The organism is Mycobacterium sp., from assembly GCF_052144515.1.
GTDB lineage: Bacteria > Actinomycetota > Actinomycetes > Mycobacteriales > Mycobacteriaceae > Mycobacterium.
Map to the genome: position 1 here is coordinate 1 of NZ_JBKQQD010000566.1, position 15,445 is coordinate 15,445.

General features: G+C 66.3%; 12 protein-coding genes and 2 pseudogenes. 4 read left to right on the top strand and 10 right to left on the bottom strand.

The features are described from left to right. Positions 1–226, top strand: a pseudogene (locus ACLP9N_RS38885) (hypothetical protein); the annotation flags it as partial. Between the two features lie 4 nt (positions 227–230). Here ACLP9N_RS38885 and ACLP9N_RS38890 read toward each other — a convergent pair. Both ACLP9N_RS38890 and pruA read right to left on the bottom strand, forming a co-directional pair. Continuing rightward, positions 231–1,193 carry a proline dehydrogenase family protein gene (locus tag ACLP9N_RS38890; RefSeq protein ID WP_442412373.1) on the bottom strand — a complete coding sequence of 321 codons (963 nt, stop codon included), beginning with the start codon at positions 1,191–1,193 and terminating at the stop codon, positions 231–233. Further along, positions 1,193–2,824, bottom strand: coding sequence for an L-glutamate gamma-semialdehyde dehydrogenase (gene pruA, locus ACLP9N_RS38895; RefSeq protein WP_442412374.1), 1,632 nt, complete (start codon positions 2,822–2,824; stop codon positions 1,193–1,195). Before pruA ends, ACLP9N_RS38890 begins: the two co-directional genes overlap by 1 nt. Positions 2,825–2,907: 83 nt before the next feature. On the opposite strand from pruA, the gene ACLP9N_RS38900 reads away from it, so the two are divergent. After that, positions 2,908–4,524: a PucR family transcriptional regulator gene (locus tag ACLP9N_RS38900; protein ID WP_442412375.1), complete on the top strand. Its 1,617-nt coding sequence runs from the start codon at positions 2,908–2,910 to the stop codon at positions 4,522–4,524. A 28-nt stretch (positions 4,525–4,552) separates the two neighbouring features. On the opposite strand, the gene ACLP9N_RS38905 is transcribed toward ACLP9N_RS38900, so the two are convergent. After that, positions 4,553–4,810: a hypothetical protein gene (locus ACLP9N_RS38905; RefSeq protein ID WP_442412376.1), complete on the bottom strand. Its 258-nt coding sequence runs from the start codon at positions 4,808–4,810 to the stop codon at positions 4,553–4,555. 221 nt (positions 4,811–5,031) lie between these two features. Beyond that, complete coding sequence (locus tag ACLP9N_RS38910; RefSeq protein WP_442412377.1) at positions 5,032–5,412, bottom strand: hypothetical protein; 381 nt, start codon at positions 5,410–5,412, stop codon at positions 5,032–5,034. 202 nt (positions 5,413–5,614) lie between these two features. Here ACLP9N_RS38910 and ACLP9N_RS38915 point away from each other — a divergent pair, with 202 nt between their 5' ends. After that, positions 5,615–6,280: a GAP family protein gene (locus ACLP9N_RS38915; protein WP_442412378.1), complete on the top strand. Its 666-nt coding sequence runs from the start codon at positions 5,615–5,617 to the stop codon at positions 6,278–6,280. Between the two features lie 17 nt (positions 6,281–6,297). Here ACLP9N_RS38915 and ACLP9N_RS38920 read toward each other — a convergent pair whose 3' ends face one another. The 4 genes from ACLP9N_RS38920 to fdxA all read right to left on the bottom strand — a co-directional run bounded on the left by ACLP9N_RS38920 (position 6,298) and on the right by fdxA (position 11,525). Further along, positions 6,298–7,572 carry an alpha/beta hydrolase fold domain-containing protein gene (locus tag ACLP9N_RS38920; protein WP_442412399.1) on the bottom strand — a complete coding sequence of 425 codons (1,275 nt, stop codon included), beginning with the start codon at positions 7,570–7,572 and terminating at the stop codon, positions 6,298–6,300. Further along, entirely contained in the window at positions 7,573–9,945 is a 2,373-nt protein-coding gene (locus ACLP9N_RS38925) for an amino acid permease (RefSeq protein ID WP_442412379.1), read from the bottom strand. Between the two features lie 96 nt (positions 9,946–10,041). Beyond that, positions 10,042–11,172 carry a succinyldiaminopimelate transaminase gene (dapC, locus tag ACLP9N_RS38930; protein WP_442412380.1) on the bottom strand — a complete coding sequence of 377 codons (1,131 nt, stop codon included), beginning with the start codon at positions 11,170–11,172 and terminating at the stop codon, positions 10,042–10,044. A gap of 26 nt (positions 11,173–11,198) precedes the next feature. Beyond that, complete coding sequence (gene fdxA / locus ACLP9N_RS38935) at positions 11,199–11,525, bottom strand: ferredoxin (RefSeq protein WP_442412381.1); 327 nt, start codon at positions 11,523–11,525, stop codon at positions 11,199–11,201. Positions 11,526–11,902: 377 nt separating this feature from the next. Here fdxA and ACLP9N_RS38940 point away from each other — a divergent pair, with 377 nt between their 5' ends. After that, positions 11,903–12,235 (top strand): hemophore-related protein, encoded by a 333-nt coding sequence (locus ACLP9N_RS38940; protein ID WP_442412400.1) that lies wholly within the window; start codon positions 11,903–11,905, stop codon positions 12,233–12,235. A 4-nt stretch (positions 12,236–12,239) separates the two neighbouring features. Here the strand turns inward: ACLP9N_RS38940 and ACLP9N_RS38945 are convergent. Beyond that, a pseudogene (locus ACLP9N_RS38945) lies at positions 12,240–12,668 on the bottom strand (maleylpyruvate isomerase N-terminal domain-containing protein); the annotation flags it as partial. A 96-nt stretch (positions 12,669–12,764) separates the two neighbouring features. Beyond that, a complete protein-coding gene (locus ACLP9N_RS38950; RefSeq protein ID WP_442412382.1) occupies positions 12,765–15,398 on the bottom strand; it encodes a bifunctional FO biosynthesis protein CofGH in 2,634 nt (877 codons plus the stop codon). Between the last annotated feature and the right edge of the window lie 47 nt (positions 15,399–15,445).

Below are 15,445 nucleotides of genomic sequence, written 5' to 3' on the forward strand. Positions count from 1 at the left end.
CCACGTCCAAGGGTGGACCACCACCCATCGCACCGACATCACCGACCTCACCCTGGCCTGCGGCCCGGATAACCGGCTCGTTGAGAAGGGCTGGACCACCCGCAAAAACGCCAAAGGCGACACCGAATGGATACCGCCACCACACCTGGACTACGGGCAACCCCGCGTCAACACCTTCCACCACCCCGAGAAGCTCATGGCACCCGACGACGACGAAGACCCATAGCTGCTCACCGGCTCCCGCCAGCGAGCGCCCGTAAGAAAAACGCCAGGTTGGCCGGGCGCTCAGCCAGGCGCCGCATGAAATATCCGTACCACTGGGTGCCGAACGGCACGTACACCCGTACCTGGTTGCCGGCGTCGGCCAGCCGTCGCTGCTCACTGTCGCGGATGCCATACAGCATCTGGTATTCGAAATCGCCGGTACCCCGGCCCGATTCAGCAGCCATATCGGGCACCGCGGAGATGATGACGGGGTCGTGGGTGGCGACCATCGGGTAGCCCGAGCCGGCCATGAGCACCCGAAGACACCGCAAGTAGGAGTCGGTCACCGCGGCGCGGTCCTTGTAGGCCACCGATGCCGGTTCTTCGTAGGCACCCTTGCAGAGGCGGATTCTTGCCCCAGCGGCGGCGAATTCCTCGCAATCGGCCAGCGTGCGGCGCAAGTACGCTTGTAAAACCAGGCCTAGCCAAGGAAACTCAGCCCGTAGGTCGCGCACTATCGACAAGGTGGAATCGGTCGTGGTGTGGTCCTCGGCGTCCACCGTCACCCACACGCCCGCTTGCTGTGCGGCCGCGCAAATCGACCACGCGTTCTCCCGCGCGATCTTCTCGCCGTCCAGTTCCAGAGCCTGCCCCAGCGCCGACAACTTTAACGACACCTCAAGCGGTCCGACGCCCCCGGAATCGCTCCGATGCCTCAACGAGTCAATGAGATCCAAGTAAGTCCGCACCGCCGCGTCAGCATCGTCGGCATCGGTGACATCCTCGCCCAGATAGTCGACGCTGACATAGCGGCCCGAATTCCGCAGCGCGGCAATGCTGTCCAACACGCCGTCAAGCGTCTCCCCCGGCACGAACCGGGCCAGCACCTTGCGGGTGACCGGCATCCGCTCGGCAGCGCGCCGCAGCCCTTCCCACCGTCCGGCGGCCAGGATAGCCGGGCGTAGCGTGTTGGCGAACAAGCCGGCCATCAGTCGGCCGCCATGTGCGGGTAGGCGTGGTCGGTCGCCGGGACGAATGTCTCCTTGATGGTGCGCGCCGACGTCCAGCGCAACAGGTTCTGCGCCGACCCGGCCTTGTCGTTGGTGCCCGAACCGCGAGAGCCGCCGAACGGCTGGCGCCCCACCACCGCCCCGGTGGGCTTGTCGTTGACGTAGAAGTTGCCGGCGGCGAACCGCAGCCGGTCCTGCGCGGTCAGCACGGCCTGGCGGTCGTCGGCGATCACGGCTCCGGTCAGCGCGTAGCGCGATCCGGAGTCGATGACGTCGAGGACCTTTTCGTACCGGTCGTCGGGGTAGACGTGTACCGAGAGCAGCGGGCCGAAGTACTCGGTCGAGAAGGACTCGTCGTTGGGGTCGTCGGACAGCAGGACGGTCGGGCGCACGAAATAGCCTACGCTGTCGTCGTATTCGCCCCCGACCGCAATGGTGACACCGGCCGCGCCCTTGGCCCGCTCGATGGCGTCGACGTTCTTGACGAACGCACGTTGGTCGATCAGCGCGCCGCCGTAGTTGGACAGGTCGGTGATGTCCCCGTAGCGCAGTTCGGCGGCGGTGCCCAGGAAGGTATCGCCCATCCGCTGCCACACCGAATGCGCGACGAAGGCCCGCGACGCCGCCGAGCATTTCTGGCCCTGGTAGTCGAACGCTCCACGAATCAGCGCCGTGCTCAACACATCCGGGCGCGCCGAGGGATGGGCGATTACGAAGTCCTTGCCGCCGGTCTCGCCGACCAGGCGCGGATAGCACTGGTAGCGGCCGATATTGGCGCCCACCTGTTGCCACAGGTGCTGAAAGGTTGCCGCCGACCCGGTGAAGTGGATGCCGGCCAGCCGCGGGTCGGCCAGCGCCACATCGGAAACCGCGAGGCCGTCGCCGGTGACCATGTTGATCACCCCGGGCGGCAATCCCGCGGCCTCGAGCAGTTGCATGAGCAGGTAGGCCGACAGGGTCTGAGTGATCGACGGCTTCCACACCACGGTGTTGCCCATCAGTGCCGGCGCCGTCGGCAGGTTGCCGGCGATCGAGGTGAAGTTGAACGGCGTGATCGCGTAGACGAAACCGTCCAGCGGGCGGTAGTCGGACCGGTTCCACTCCCCTGGGCCGCTGATCGGCTGCTGGGCCAGGATCTGCCGGGCGAACTCGACGTTGAACCGCCAGAAGTCGATCAGCTCGCAGGGCGCGTCGATCTCGGCCTGGTACGCCGACTTGGATTGCCCGAGCATCGTTGCGGCAGCGATCTTTTCCCGCCACGGCCCGGCGAGCAGATCGGCGGCCCGCAGGAACACCGCGGCACGCTCGTCGAAAGGCATTGCCGCCCAGATACTTTTCGCGGCCACGGCGGCCTCGATGGCGGCGGTGGCTTCGGCGTGCACCGCGTTGGTCAGGGTGCCCAGCGTCGCGGCATGCCGGTGCGGCTGGACGACGTCGATTCGCTCACCGTCGCCCATCTGGTGCCGGCCGTCGATGACGTGCGGAAGGTCGATCGGGTGGTCAGCCAGCGCGGCCAGTTCGGCGCGGAGCCTGGTTCGTTCCGGGGATTGCGGGGCGTAGTTGTGGACCGGCTCGTTGGCCGGCATCGGCACCTGGGTGATCGCGTCCATGCTGCCAGGATCCTCGGCGCGACGCGCCAAATGATTGGTTGTTCGGACAACATCGCCAGGGTGATCTAGTAGAATCGGACAACATGCAGTCAGCCGGTGTCGGGCTGGGCCAGCTGCTCCTCGCGCTGGACGCAACCCTGGTCAGCCTGGTAGACGCCCCACGCGGCCTGGACCTGCCGGTCGGCTCCGCGGCACTGATCGATTCCGATGATGTGCGGCTGGGTCTGGCGGCGGCAGCGGGCTCGGCCGACGTCTTCTTCCTGCTCGGAGTCACCGACGACGAGGCGCTGCAGTGGATAGCCAAGCAGGCGCACGAGCGTGTGCCGGTGGCGATCTTCGTCAAAGAGCCGCCGGAAGCTCTGGTGAGCAAGGCGGTCGCGGCCGGGTCAGCAGTGGTGGCCGTGGAGCCGCAGGCCCGCTGGGAGCGGCTGTACCAGTTGGTCAATCACGTGTTGGAACATCACCGGGACCGCGCCGACCCGATGGACGACTCGGGCACCGACTTGTTCGGCTTGGCGCAGTCGTTGGCCGACCGTATCCATGGCATGGTCAGCATCGAAAACGCGCAGTCCCACGTGCTGGCCTATTCGGCCTCCAACGACGAAGCCGACGAGCTGCGCCGCCTTTCCATCCTGGGCCGGGCCGGACCACCTGAACATCTGAAATGGATCGACCAATGGGGCATCTTCGATGCGCTGCGCGCCGGCGGCGAAGTCGTACGCGTGGCCGAGCGGCCGGAGTTGGGTCTGCGCCCGCGGCTGGCGATCGGTATTTACCAGCCGCCGGCCAGTGCGCGGCGAGCGCCGGTGTTCGCCGGCACCATCTGGGTTCAGCAGGGTTCACAACCCCTTGCCGACGACGCCGAACAGATGTTGCGGGGCGCGGCGGTATTGGCCGCGAGAAGCATGTCGCGGCTGGCGGCGCGACCGTCCACTCACGCGCGGCGGGTACAGCAACTGCTGGGTCTGACGGAGCCGGACGCAGTGACGACGCCGGCCGAAATGGCTGCCATCGCCGGTGAACTCGGCCTCGCCGCCGACGGCACCGCGGCGCTGATCGGTTGGGACTTCCGGAACGTGACAGACACCGGCACCCGTCCCGCGCGGCTGGCTGACGTATTGGCGTTGAGCGCCAGCGCCTTTCGTCGTGACGCCCAGGTCGCGTCCAACGGCTCGCGAACCTATGTGCTGCTGCCACAGACCACCACGAGCAGGTCGATCACCTCGTGGGTCCGCGGCACGATCAGCGCACTGCGCGCCGAACTCGGCGTGCAGCTGCGGGCCGCCATCGCCGCTCCAGTCGACGGCCTGGCCGGGGTCGCGGGAGCGCGCATCGAGGTCGACCGCGTGCTCGACAGCGCTGAGCGACACCCGATTTCGATCGGCCAGGTGACATCGCTGGCCGAGGCGCGCACCACCGTCTTGCTCGACGAGATCGTCACCCAGGTCGGCACCGACGAGCGGCTGGTCGACCCGCGGGTACGTGACTTGCGCGCACAAGACCCGGTGCTGGCCGAGACGCTGCGGGCCTACCTGGACAGCTTCGGCGACGTCGCTGTCGCCGCGCACTGGCTACAGGTACATCCCAACACTGTTCGTTATCGGGTGCGGCGGATCGAGAAACTGTTGTCGACCTCGCTCACCGATCCCGATGTGCGGCTGGTCTTTTCGCTCGGACTGAGGGTCCTAGAACGAACCTAGGAAGGTCCCAGCAAGACCCTGGAAGTCCCTAGCCGCCGCCGCCGCCGCCACCGGCGCCTCCGTCACCCTGACCGTACGACCACCAGTCATACGCCGACCCTTGAGCCGGCTGCGGCAGGGGCGCAGGCGCGGGCGGCTCTGGTGCTTCGGTGGACGGAGCCGCCGGCGGCGGCGCCGGCGTCGCGTGCGCGGGAACGCTCACACCGGCCGTGGGGATGGCGATAAGCACCCCCGCCACCGCTATCGTCGGAATACTGTTGCGGATGGACCGCTTTGTCCGTTTCATTGATCACTCCCTCGACGCGGACGCCCCGTACGGACCGCCCACAATTCGGATTACTCGCTTTACTTGATCAATGCGATACGTATTCGTTACGTGTCCATTACGACGTAATTCCTGCCCCGGGCGCTCTTACGCCTCGAAAGCTTTGAAAACGGACGAACGCAGGTGATGGGCCGCCATCACCTGCGTTCGGTTCGGATGTTTTTGTTAATCCGGGTGCTTGTCTAGATCGGCACCCACACTGGACCGTTCCAGTATCCCCAGCCGTTGTTCCACGTAACCTGCGCCCACGGCGCCCAGGGCGGCGGCGGAGGTGCCGGCGGCGCCCACGGCGGGGCCCCATAGCCAGGTCCGCCAGGACCATAGCCGGCCGGGCCGCCGTAGTTGTCATCCCAGTCGCGGCAGTTATTCCAGTTCTGGTAGGGCCCCCAACCGTTGTCCCACTGGTCGCCCGGGCACCAGTGGTGGTGGTACATCGGAGCCGGAGCGGGCGCCGCCTGGGCGATGCCCGAGGCCAGTCCTAATGCGGACAAGGCCATACCCCCGCCTGCGACCACGCCAGTGCAAAGACGCAGCCACGGTCTTGCTGTCTTGTGAGTAGTCATGCCGGTAAGGGTTTCCCTGCGGAAAATATCTAAACGCCTTACGGTCTTCTTATTTAAGCTGTGTCGCTCTTGTGAGGATCCTGAGTCCGTCCGCTCGGTGCCATCCGCTCCTAGACCCGCGGGTCAGTTTTGGTTGAATGCGGTAGTTCGGGGTGGAACGGCGATAGGGTCTTTGCCATCGAGGGGTATCAGTGAGCTTGCTATGTTGATCAGCCTCCTGGTGATGGCCCTCGCCGTAAGCCTCGAACCGTTCCGCATCGGCATGACGGTCCTGATGCTGAACAGACCCAGACCGATGCTCCGGCTGCTCGCGTTCCTATGTGGCGGCTTCACGATGGGGATAACCGTCGGGCTGGTTGTCCTGTTCGTGTTCCGGCGCAGGCTGCTGGGGTCTACCTACTTCACTTTGCCCAAGGTTCAGATTCTGATCGGCGTGCTCGCACTGGTGGTCGCCGCCGTAGTGGCCGCCCGGGCCTTTACAGGGTCCGCCACCGGGCGGTTCGACCCGAGCGCGGGAAATTTGGCGACGCGGGCCCAACGACTGCTGAACGGCCGTTCGCTGTGGATCGCAGGAATCGCGGGCCTTGGGATCGCTTTGCCGTCGGTGGACTATTTGGCCGCGCTGGCCGTCATTCTGGCCTCTGGCGCCGCAGCCATGACACAAGTCGGAGCGCTACTGATGTTCAACGTCGTGGCCTTCGCGCTGGTGGAGATTCCGCTCCTCGCCTATCTTTTGGCGCCCCAGGCAACGCGCGCGTCGATGGCCGCGCTGCACGACTGGATCCGGTCGCGTCGCCGCGTCGAGGTTGCCACCCTGCTGGCCGTGGTCGGCTGCGTCCTGCTCGCCATCGGAGTGGCAGGTCTCTGAACGGGGCCAGTGCGGGCCTAGACGGAAACCGGACGCTTCGCGTACACCTCGGCAAGAAACTGCTCGACGGCTACCGCGGCGCGCGCCGCGCGGGCCGACCCGAAGATGTCGAACGCGTGCTGCGCGCACGGTAACTCGGCATAGACGACGGGCTCGCGGCTGACTTCACGCAGTCGTGCCGTGAAGCTGCGGGCCTGTTCGACCGGGATCAGCGAGTCGTTGCGGCCGTGCAAGACGAAAAACGGCGGCGCGTCTTGACAGATGTGGGCGATCGGCGAGGCGTTGCGAAACGGCTCCTCGATCTCTCTCAGGCTCAGCTTGAACACCTGCTTCGCCACCATCGGCACCATCAGCGGATGCATCGAATCGTCGCCGCGGGTGAAGTCGTAGACCCCATAGAAGGGAACAGCCGCCTGCACCCGGGTGTCGGCATCCTCGAAGCCCGGCTGGAACTGCGGAGCGTTGGGGGTCAGCGCGGCAAGAGACGACAGATGCCCGCCGGCCGAACCTCCGGTGATCGCGATCCAGTCCGGATCACCGCCGTAGTCGGCGATGTGCTCCTTTGTCCATGCGAGCGCGCGCTTGACGTCGACGATGTGGTCGGGCCAAGTAGAGCGTGGGCTGAGCCGGTAGTTGATCGCGACGCACACCCAGCCCAGCTCGGCCAGATGGCTCATCAACGGGTGTGCCTGTCCGCGTTTGTTTCCGGTCATCCAGGCGCCACCAGGAACCTGCAGCAGCACCGGCGCCCGCCCGTCGCGGTCGAGGTCGGGCCGTCGCCAGATGTCGAGATGATTCCGCGAGCCGCAGTCCCCGTAACTGATATCGCCGTCGTGCGCGTAGTCGCGGTAGATCCGCAGCATGCGCACCATGCCGGGTTTCTTCGCGGTGGCGCCCCCGGGCGCGGGCCGCTTCCACAGATCGCCCGACTCGGTGCGACGCCCGGCGCCCAGGCCGTCGTCCAGCGCCACGGTCAGCGGCTCGTTAGCCGTGCGCCCGATGTGGCGCAGACCCAGCAGCCCCAGCCACGACAACGCCGACATCGTCAGGCTGAATCGGCGTATCCGCGTTGGCAACCGCCGCGACACCGCCGCCTGCGCGATCAGCTGGGCCCCCAGCACCTGTAGGGGAAGCTCCGACGCGAAAACGCCGTAGCTGAACGCGTACAGCGAGCCGTAGCCGTGCTTGGTCAGCGGGCGATAGCCGTTGGCGGTGAACGCGAAACCTAATGCCGACACCAACACGGCTGCCAGTCGCTTCACAAGTGTCCTTTCCGTCGACCGCGGACCAATCTAACCGCTCTCCTCGCCGGTCGCCCCGGCCCCTGGGGGCTCCTCGACGACGTGGTATGCCGGGTCGGTCATCCACATGGGCCGCTTGCCGCTCTGGCGGGCCTTACCGGTGATCCGCAGTAGCTGGCCGGGCTGGATGTCGGCGCCGCCATGCCCGGGGCGGAACGTGACAGTGATCTCGCCGCTGTTGTCGCCAACGACGACCTCCCGCAGGGTTCGCCTGCCCTTGTTGATGTCCTCGACTTCGTTGACCCGTCCTTCGAAGGTGGCGCGCTGCCCGGGGATCAGGCCCGCCACCGTGATCACCGACGGCGACCGCACGGGATGTTCGTAAGACTCGACTTTCTCATCGTCCTGCGACACCCACGCTTCGACCTTGTCGATTTCGCGCGCGACCCGATGCTCGAAAACGTCGGGATAGGCTTCCTTGATCCGCGACTCCACGTCGTAGGGCACGATCGTCGCCGCGGCGTCCGGGATCAGGCTGATGGCCCGGGCGATCTTGTCCGCGCTGCGGTCATGCAGCAATCTCCCCAGCAGCGGCGCATACGTTCGACGTGGCAGCAGCACCGTCACGTTGGTATGCGGCTGTTCGTCCCGCGCCTTGGCGACCAGCAGCTGCGCGGCCCGGTTGATCCTGCGATCGGGGCAGTCCACGACCCGCAGCGGAGTGTCCAGTCCGAAGTGATCCCAACGCTTTCGCAACTGCGCGGCATGCGCCGCGTCAACCATGAAGTGCACCGCGGTCAGCTCGTCGGCCCGCAATCCCTTGCCGTACCGCAGCGCCTCGATCACCGCGAGGTCAACCGAGTTCACCAACATAAATACCTTGTGCCGCGCGTACTTCACCAACTCGGGGCGGTCGGTTCGGAACATCTCGAGAATAGCGGCCTCGGCGCGATATTCCTTGTTGAGCCGGATCAGCACAAACACCAGCAGCGGGAAGAGGACGACCACCAGCCACGCGCCCTCGGTGAATTTCGCCACCGCGAAGATGCCGACCACGATTGTCGACCCGATCCCCGCGGACAGGTTGATCACCAGTCGGCGTCGCCACCCCGGCTCTCGATGAGTCAGATGGTGTTTGGTCATCCCGTAACCGGCCATCGAGAATCCGGTGAACACGCCGATCGCAAACACCGGGATCAGGGCGTTGACCGAGCCGCGGACCGCCACCAGCAATACCAGCGACAGCGCGGTTAGCGTGATAATGCCGTTGGAGAAAACCAGACGGTAGCCGCGTTTCATCAACTGCCTCGGCAAAAAGCGGTCTTCGGCGACAAAGCTGGCCAGCGCGGGAAAACCGTTGAAACTGGTATTCGCACCGGTGAACAAGATTGCAGCGCTCGCCGCCTGGACGAGGAAGTAGAGGACGTTGCCGATCACCCCGTTGCCAAAGACCGCCCGCGCGACCTGCGACAGCACCGATGGATATTCAGCGACGAATGGGGCGGCGTGCGTGACGTGGGCAAGATAGGCGACACCGGCCAGCGAGAGCCCGAGAGTAGTGGCCATAGCAGTGAGCACTCGACGTGCGTTGCGGCCCTGCGGCTTTCGGAAGACGTCGACGGTGTTGGAGATCGCCTCAACTCCCGTCAGCGACGAGCCGCCGTTGGCGAACGCGCGCAACAGCACTAGCACCGTTGCGCCCATCACCAGCCCGTTGCCCGAATGGACCGGTACCGCCCCGGCGATGTGCTCCGGATCGTATGTCGGTAGTCCCCAGAAGATTTCGCGGATGACACCGACCACGATCGTCAAGCCGATCATGATGATGAAGAAATAGGTCGGCAACGCGAATTGCCAGCCGGCTTCGCGTAATCCGCGCAGGTTCAGGTAGCAGATAATGAGCACCACGCCCAACGTGATGTACAGATCGTGGCGACCTAACGCCGGGATCGCCGATACCACGGCAACCGTGCCCGCGGCTGCCTGCACCGCCACGGTGACCACATAGTCGATCAACAGCGCAGCGGCGGCGATCTGCGCCACCCGGGGTCCGAAATTATCCCGGGCGACGATGTAGGACCCGCCCGCTCGGGTGTAGGCCATCACGACCTGCCGATACGATGCGGCCACCAGCGCCAGAATCAACAAGATGACGCCCGTGATCGGAAGCAACAACGCGAACGCCGCCAGCCCGGCGTGCGGCAGCAGTTCGACCAGGATCTGCTCGGGGCCATAGGCGGTCGACGAAATCGCGTCCGGCGAAAGTGCCCCCAGTGCAACAGAATTCGACAGTTTCTCGGAGCTCAGTTCCTCGGTGATCAGCGGCTTTCCCAGAAAAACGCGCTTGGCGATGTCCCCGATCGTCGCCGGGATCTGAAGCCTGCTGGCCCCAGTACCAACCGAATTGCCAGGCGAAGTTGTCACGACCACATTCCTTACCCGAGGTTGAGCGTGGACGAATCCTCCGATGCATTCTGCCGGTTTGGCTGGCCCGTGGCAGGCCAGGGGCCAGTTCGGCGGTCAGGCCGGCTGGGTGAGCCGGTGCACGGCCGCGGAGATGCGCTCGTCGGTGGCGGTCAGCGCAACTCGCACATGTTGTGCGCCACGCGGGCCGTAGAAATCGCCGGGCGCCACCAGAATGCCGCGCGCAGCCAACCAGCTGACGCTGTCCTGGCATGGCTCGCCGCGGGTGGCCCATAAATAGAGGCCACCTTCGGAGTGGTCGACCGCGAAACCCGCTGAGCGCATCGCCGGCAACAGCGCAGCACGCCGCCGCGCGTACCGCTCCCGCTGCTGCTGCTCGTGGGCGTCGTCATCCAGCGCGGCCACCATGGCGGCCTGTATCGGCGTGGGCACGATCATCCCGGCGTGTTTGCGCACCGCCAGCAGCTCGGCGACGATACCTGGATCTCCCACGACGAAGCCGGCCCGGTAACCGGCCAGCGACGAGCTCTTCGACAGCGAGTGCACCGCCAGCAGGCCGGTGTGGTCGCCCCCGCAGACGGACGGATGCAGCACCGACAGCGGTTCAGCAGGCTTGGGCTGCCAACCCAACCCCAGGTAGCACTCGTCGGAGGCCACCACGACATCTTTCTGACGTCGTCGATCGCGTGCCCACCCGACGAACTTGCGCAGGTGGTCGACACCGAGCACCCGCCCGGTCGGGTTGCTCGGAGAGTTCAGGTAGACAAGCGCCGGCGATTGCGGGCCCAGCTGAGTCAGCGAATCCGCGCGCAGCACCTGCGCCCCGGCCAGCCGCGCGCCGACGTCGTACGTCGGATAGGCCAGTTCGGGCACCACCACCACATCGCCGGCGCCCAGGCCCAGCAGGGTCGGCAGCCAGGCGATCAGTTCCTTGGTGCCGATCACCGGCAAGACCGCCGCCTCGGTCAGCCCGGTGATGCCGTAGCGGCGGGCCAGCGCGGCCACCACGGACTCGCGCAGCCGCGCGGTACCGGCGGTGGCGGGGTATCCCGGCGCGGAGGCTGCGGCGGCCAGTGCCTCCTGAATCAGCGGCGCGACGGGATCGACCGGCGTGCCGACGGACAGGTCGACGATGCCGTCCGGATGGGCCTCCGCCAGGGCCTTCGCGTCAGCCAAGGTGTCCCAGGGGAACACCGGTAAGGACGCCGAAACGGCAGGCCGGCCCATCCGGGCCTCATCCAGCACCAGTCCGCTCAGTCACCTTCGCCCTGCGGCGGCAGGTCCGTTACCACTTGCGGATCGTTCTCGGTCATCCCGACCTTGGCCGCGCCGCCCGGCGATCCCAGCTCGACGAAGAAGTCGGCGTTGATCTGCGTGTACTGGCTCCACTGTTCGGGCACGTCGTCTTCGTAGTAGATCGCCTCGACAGGGCAGACCGGTTCACAGGCGCCGCAGTCGACGCATTCGTCGGGGTGGATGTACAGCATCCGAGCGCCCTCATAAATGCAGTCGACGGGGCACTCCTCTATGCATGCCTTGTCCTTGATGTCGACGCAGGGTTCCGCGATCGTGTACGTCACAGACGTCTCCTCAACGTTCCTTCGTGTGCTAATCGGTGGGCTGCTGTTGCCTCGCCCTCGGCGGCCTTCAGCGCCGGTAGGCGAATGCGTTTGGTTACTGATACTAGACGTTGCACATACACGTCAACCACCTGCCACGCCCGTGGGATACAGGGTGCCGAACCGGCGGCCACGCCGTCGTTCATTTCATCGAACGTGACCAGCGACACACAGGCGCTGACCTGCACACAGTTACGTTCTCGACCTGGACCGCGATAAGCGTTGCGATGGGAGTAAGTCCGGGGGCCTGGTAGCCTCGATCGCAGACGACAACCGTTGAGAAATTGTCGTCGCCGTCTTTGTGGGCGGTGCAATATTTGGGAAGGTGTCCACACATGGTGAGGCTGTCGTTGACGAGACTGGCCGCCGCGGTTGGCGGTCTGACATTGGCGTTGACCGCGGGAGCGGCGGTCGCGTCCGCAGATCCCATGGATGGGGTCATCAACACCACCTGCAACTACGGGCAGGTAATGGCGGCGCTGAACGCGACGGATCCGGGAGCCGCCGCGCAGTTCCAACAATCGCCGATGGCGCAGGGCTACTTGCGTCAGTTCCTGGCATCTCCGCCGCCGAGGCGCGCGCAGATGGCACAGCAGATGCAGGCCATGCCGCAGGCTGCCGCGTTCGTTGGACTTGTCCAGCAGGTCGCCACCATCTGCAACAACTACTGATAGTTCAGTAGCCAGCCAATAACCGGCGCACCCGACCTAAGGTTTCGGCGCCGGCGCGGCTGCAGATCCGCGACGGGTCGGCGGGCCGCCGACCCCACAGCAGCAATACCCGTGCTGCGGCATCCGTTTCCAGCGTGGCCGGCCCCTCGGGGTCGGCAAGCGCCACGGTGGTGTGGTCGGCGTCCGCGCTGACGACGACGTCGTCTGTGCCCGCAACCCGCAGCCGCGCCTCGATTCGCTCGCCCGGCGTCAACCCTTTGGCACCTTTCGCGAGCAACGGGCGCCCCACCGCCAAGACGCTGTGCGTCGTCATCCAGGGCTCACTCAGCCGCGCGCGGGCGGCGGCGTCATCACCCGTGATGTCCCAGCCGTGCAGAACGAGTTCTTCGCGCATGTGCTCGGCGAACCAGGGCACTTTCATGGTGCGGCCGGTCCCGCATCCGCGAAGGGCCGCCACTCCGGGAATCGATCGTCGTCGATGTGTGGTCGCACCGCGTAGATATACCCGCGTCGCCGGGAGTTACGCCGACTACGCCGCTAAGGGGGCGTAGGTGGTGGTGCGTTGGCGGGCCGGGCGGCCTATGCCCTCGGCGATAGCGACCAGCTCGGCGACTGTCTTGGCCGACCCGTTTTCCGAACCGGCCATCCGCGAAATGGTCTCCTCCATCAGCGTGCCGCCCAGGTCGTTGGCGCCGCCGTTGAGCATCACCTGCGTGCGCGCTTCGCCGAGCTTCACCCAGCTGGTCTGGATGTGAGAGATCCTGTCGTGCAGCATGATTCGCGCCAGGGCATGCACCGCCCGGTTGTCGCGATGGCTGGGCCCGGGACGCGCCGCGCCGGCCAGATACAGCGGCGAATTCTGGTGCACGAACGGCAACGGCACGAACTCGGTGAAACCGCCGGTCCGGTCCTGGATGTCACGCAGCACGTTGAGGTGGGCCACCCAGTGCCGCGGGCTGTCGACGTGGCCGTACATCATCGTCGACGACGAGCGCAGGCCCACCTGGTGGGCGGTGGTCACGATCTCGATCCACATCGACGTCGGCAACTTGCCCTTGGTGAGCACCCAGCGCACTTCGTCGTCCAGAATCTCGGCCGCGGTGCCGGGGATGGTGTCCAGCCCGGCCTCGCGCAGGCTGATCAGCCACTCGCGAATGCTCAAGCCGCTCTTGGTCACACCGTTGGCGATCTCCATCGGGGAGAACGCATGCACGTGCATCGACGGCACCCGGGCCTTGACGGCGCGCACCAAATCGGCGTAGCCGGTCACTGGCAGCTCGGGGTCGATGCCGCCCTGCATGCACACTTCGGTGGCACCTTCGACGTGCGCTTCCCACGCGCGCTCGGCGACCTCGTCGGCGGACAGCGAGTAGGCGTCGGCGTCACCCTTGCGCTGCGCGAACGCGCAGAACCGGCAGCCGGTGTAACAGATATTGGTGAAGTTGATGTTGCGGTTCACCACGTAGGTCACGTCGTCGCCGACCGAGTCACGGCGCAACGAATCAGCCAGTGCGGCAACCGCTTCCAGCGCCGGACCGTCAGCGGTCGCCAACGCCAGGTACTCGTCGTCGGTGCAGCGTGCGGGATCGCGTTCGGCCGACCGCAGTGCCGCAAGCACATCGGTGTCGATGCGCTGCGGAGCCTTAACGTCCTTGACGGCCAGTTCGTGCACGTGTGCGCGGATCGATTCCCAATCGCCGAACGCACTGTCGAGGTCGCTGCGGGCTTCGGTGATGCGGCCTTCGGTATCGATGGACGCATTGAGGTCCACCCGGCCGGAGGACTCCACGTCGTCGGGCTCCTGCCAGGGCAGGCCGACGGGGTTGACGTCGCGGGCCAGGCCGGTCGCCGGATCGGCCAGCGCCACAACGTGTCCGCGCACCCGCGGGTCGATCCATGCCGCTCCCGCCTGCACGTACTTGGGCTGCGCGGTCAACCGCTGCACCAGCTCGTATCCGGCTTGCGCGGTCACGGCGGCCAACTCGTCCAACGCGGGCCAGGGCCGTTCCGGGTTGACATGGTCTGGCGTCAACGGTGAGACACCGCCCCAGTCGTCGACACCGGCGGAGACCAGCGCCAGGCACTCGTCACGAGACACCAGGTTCGGCGGTGCCTGAATACGCATCCCGGGGCCGAGCACCAACCGCGCGACCGCCACCGTCGCCAGGTAATCCTCGATGCCCGCGTCGGGCACCGCGGCCATGGCGGTGTGTTCCTTGGCGCGGAAATTCTGCACGATCACTTCCTGAACGTGCCCGAACTCCTTGTGCGACTTGCGAATCGCGTGCAGCGTGTCGGCGCGTTCGCGCAGCGTCTCGCCGATGCCGACCAACAGACCGGTGGTAAACGGAATGGACAGCCGGCCCGCATCGGTCAAGGTGCGCAGCCGGACCGCCGGGTCTTTGTCCGGGCTGCCGTAGTGCGCGAGCCCTTTCGTTTCGAACAGCCGCCGCGACGTCGTCTCCAGCATCATGCCCATCGAGGGCGCCACCGGTTTGAGCCGCGACATCTCCGACCAGCTCATCACGCCGGGGTTCAAATGCGGCAACAGCCCGGTTTCCTCCAACACCCGGATCGCCATCGCCCGCACATAGGACAGGGTGGAGTCATAGCCGCGTTCGGCGAGCCAGTCGCGCGCCTCGGGCCAGCGATCTTCGGGCCGGTCGCCGAGCGTGAACAATGCCTCCTTGCAACCGAGTTCGCCGCCGCGACTGGCAATGTCGAGGATTTCGTCGGGTTCCAGATACATGCCGGCCTCTTGGGCCCGCAGCTTGCCGGGCACGGTGACGAAGGTGCAGTAGTGGCAGTTGTCGCGGCACAAATGGGTGACCGGGATGAACACCTTGCGTGAATAGGTGATCGGCAGCCGGCCGTGCGGGCCGCGGCGTCCCGCCGCCTCGAGACCCGCGTCACGGACCCGCGCCGCGCTTGCGCACAGGTCGGCCAGGTCCTCGCCGCGCGCGGTCATCGCGACCGCCGACTCGTCAATATTCAGCGCGACGCCGTCTCGGGCCCGCCGCAATACCCGCCGCAGCGCCGACGCACTGGCCTTCGAGCGGCCCGAAGCCGAGACCGCAGCCGGAACGAGAGGGTTGGGCAGGACGGTGGGCTCCTGGCCCGGAGTCTCCGGTGTCAGTGGCACGTTGGTGTAACTTCCCCACAATCAATTTTCATCCGCGCGTCCCTGAAACCTCGGCGACCATGACGGGG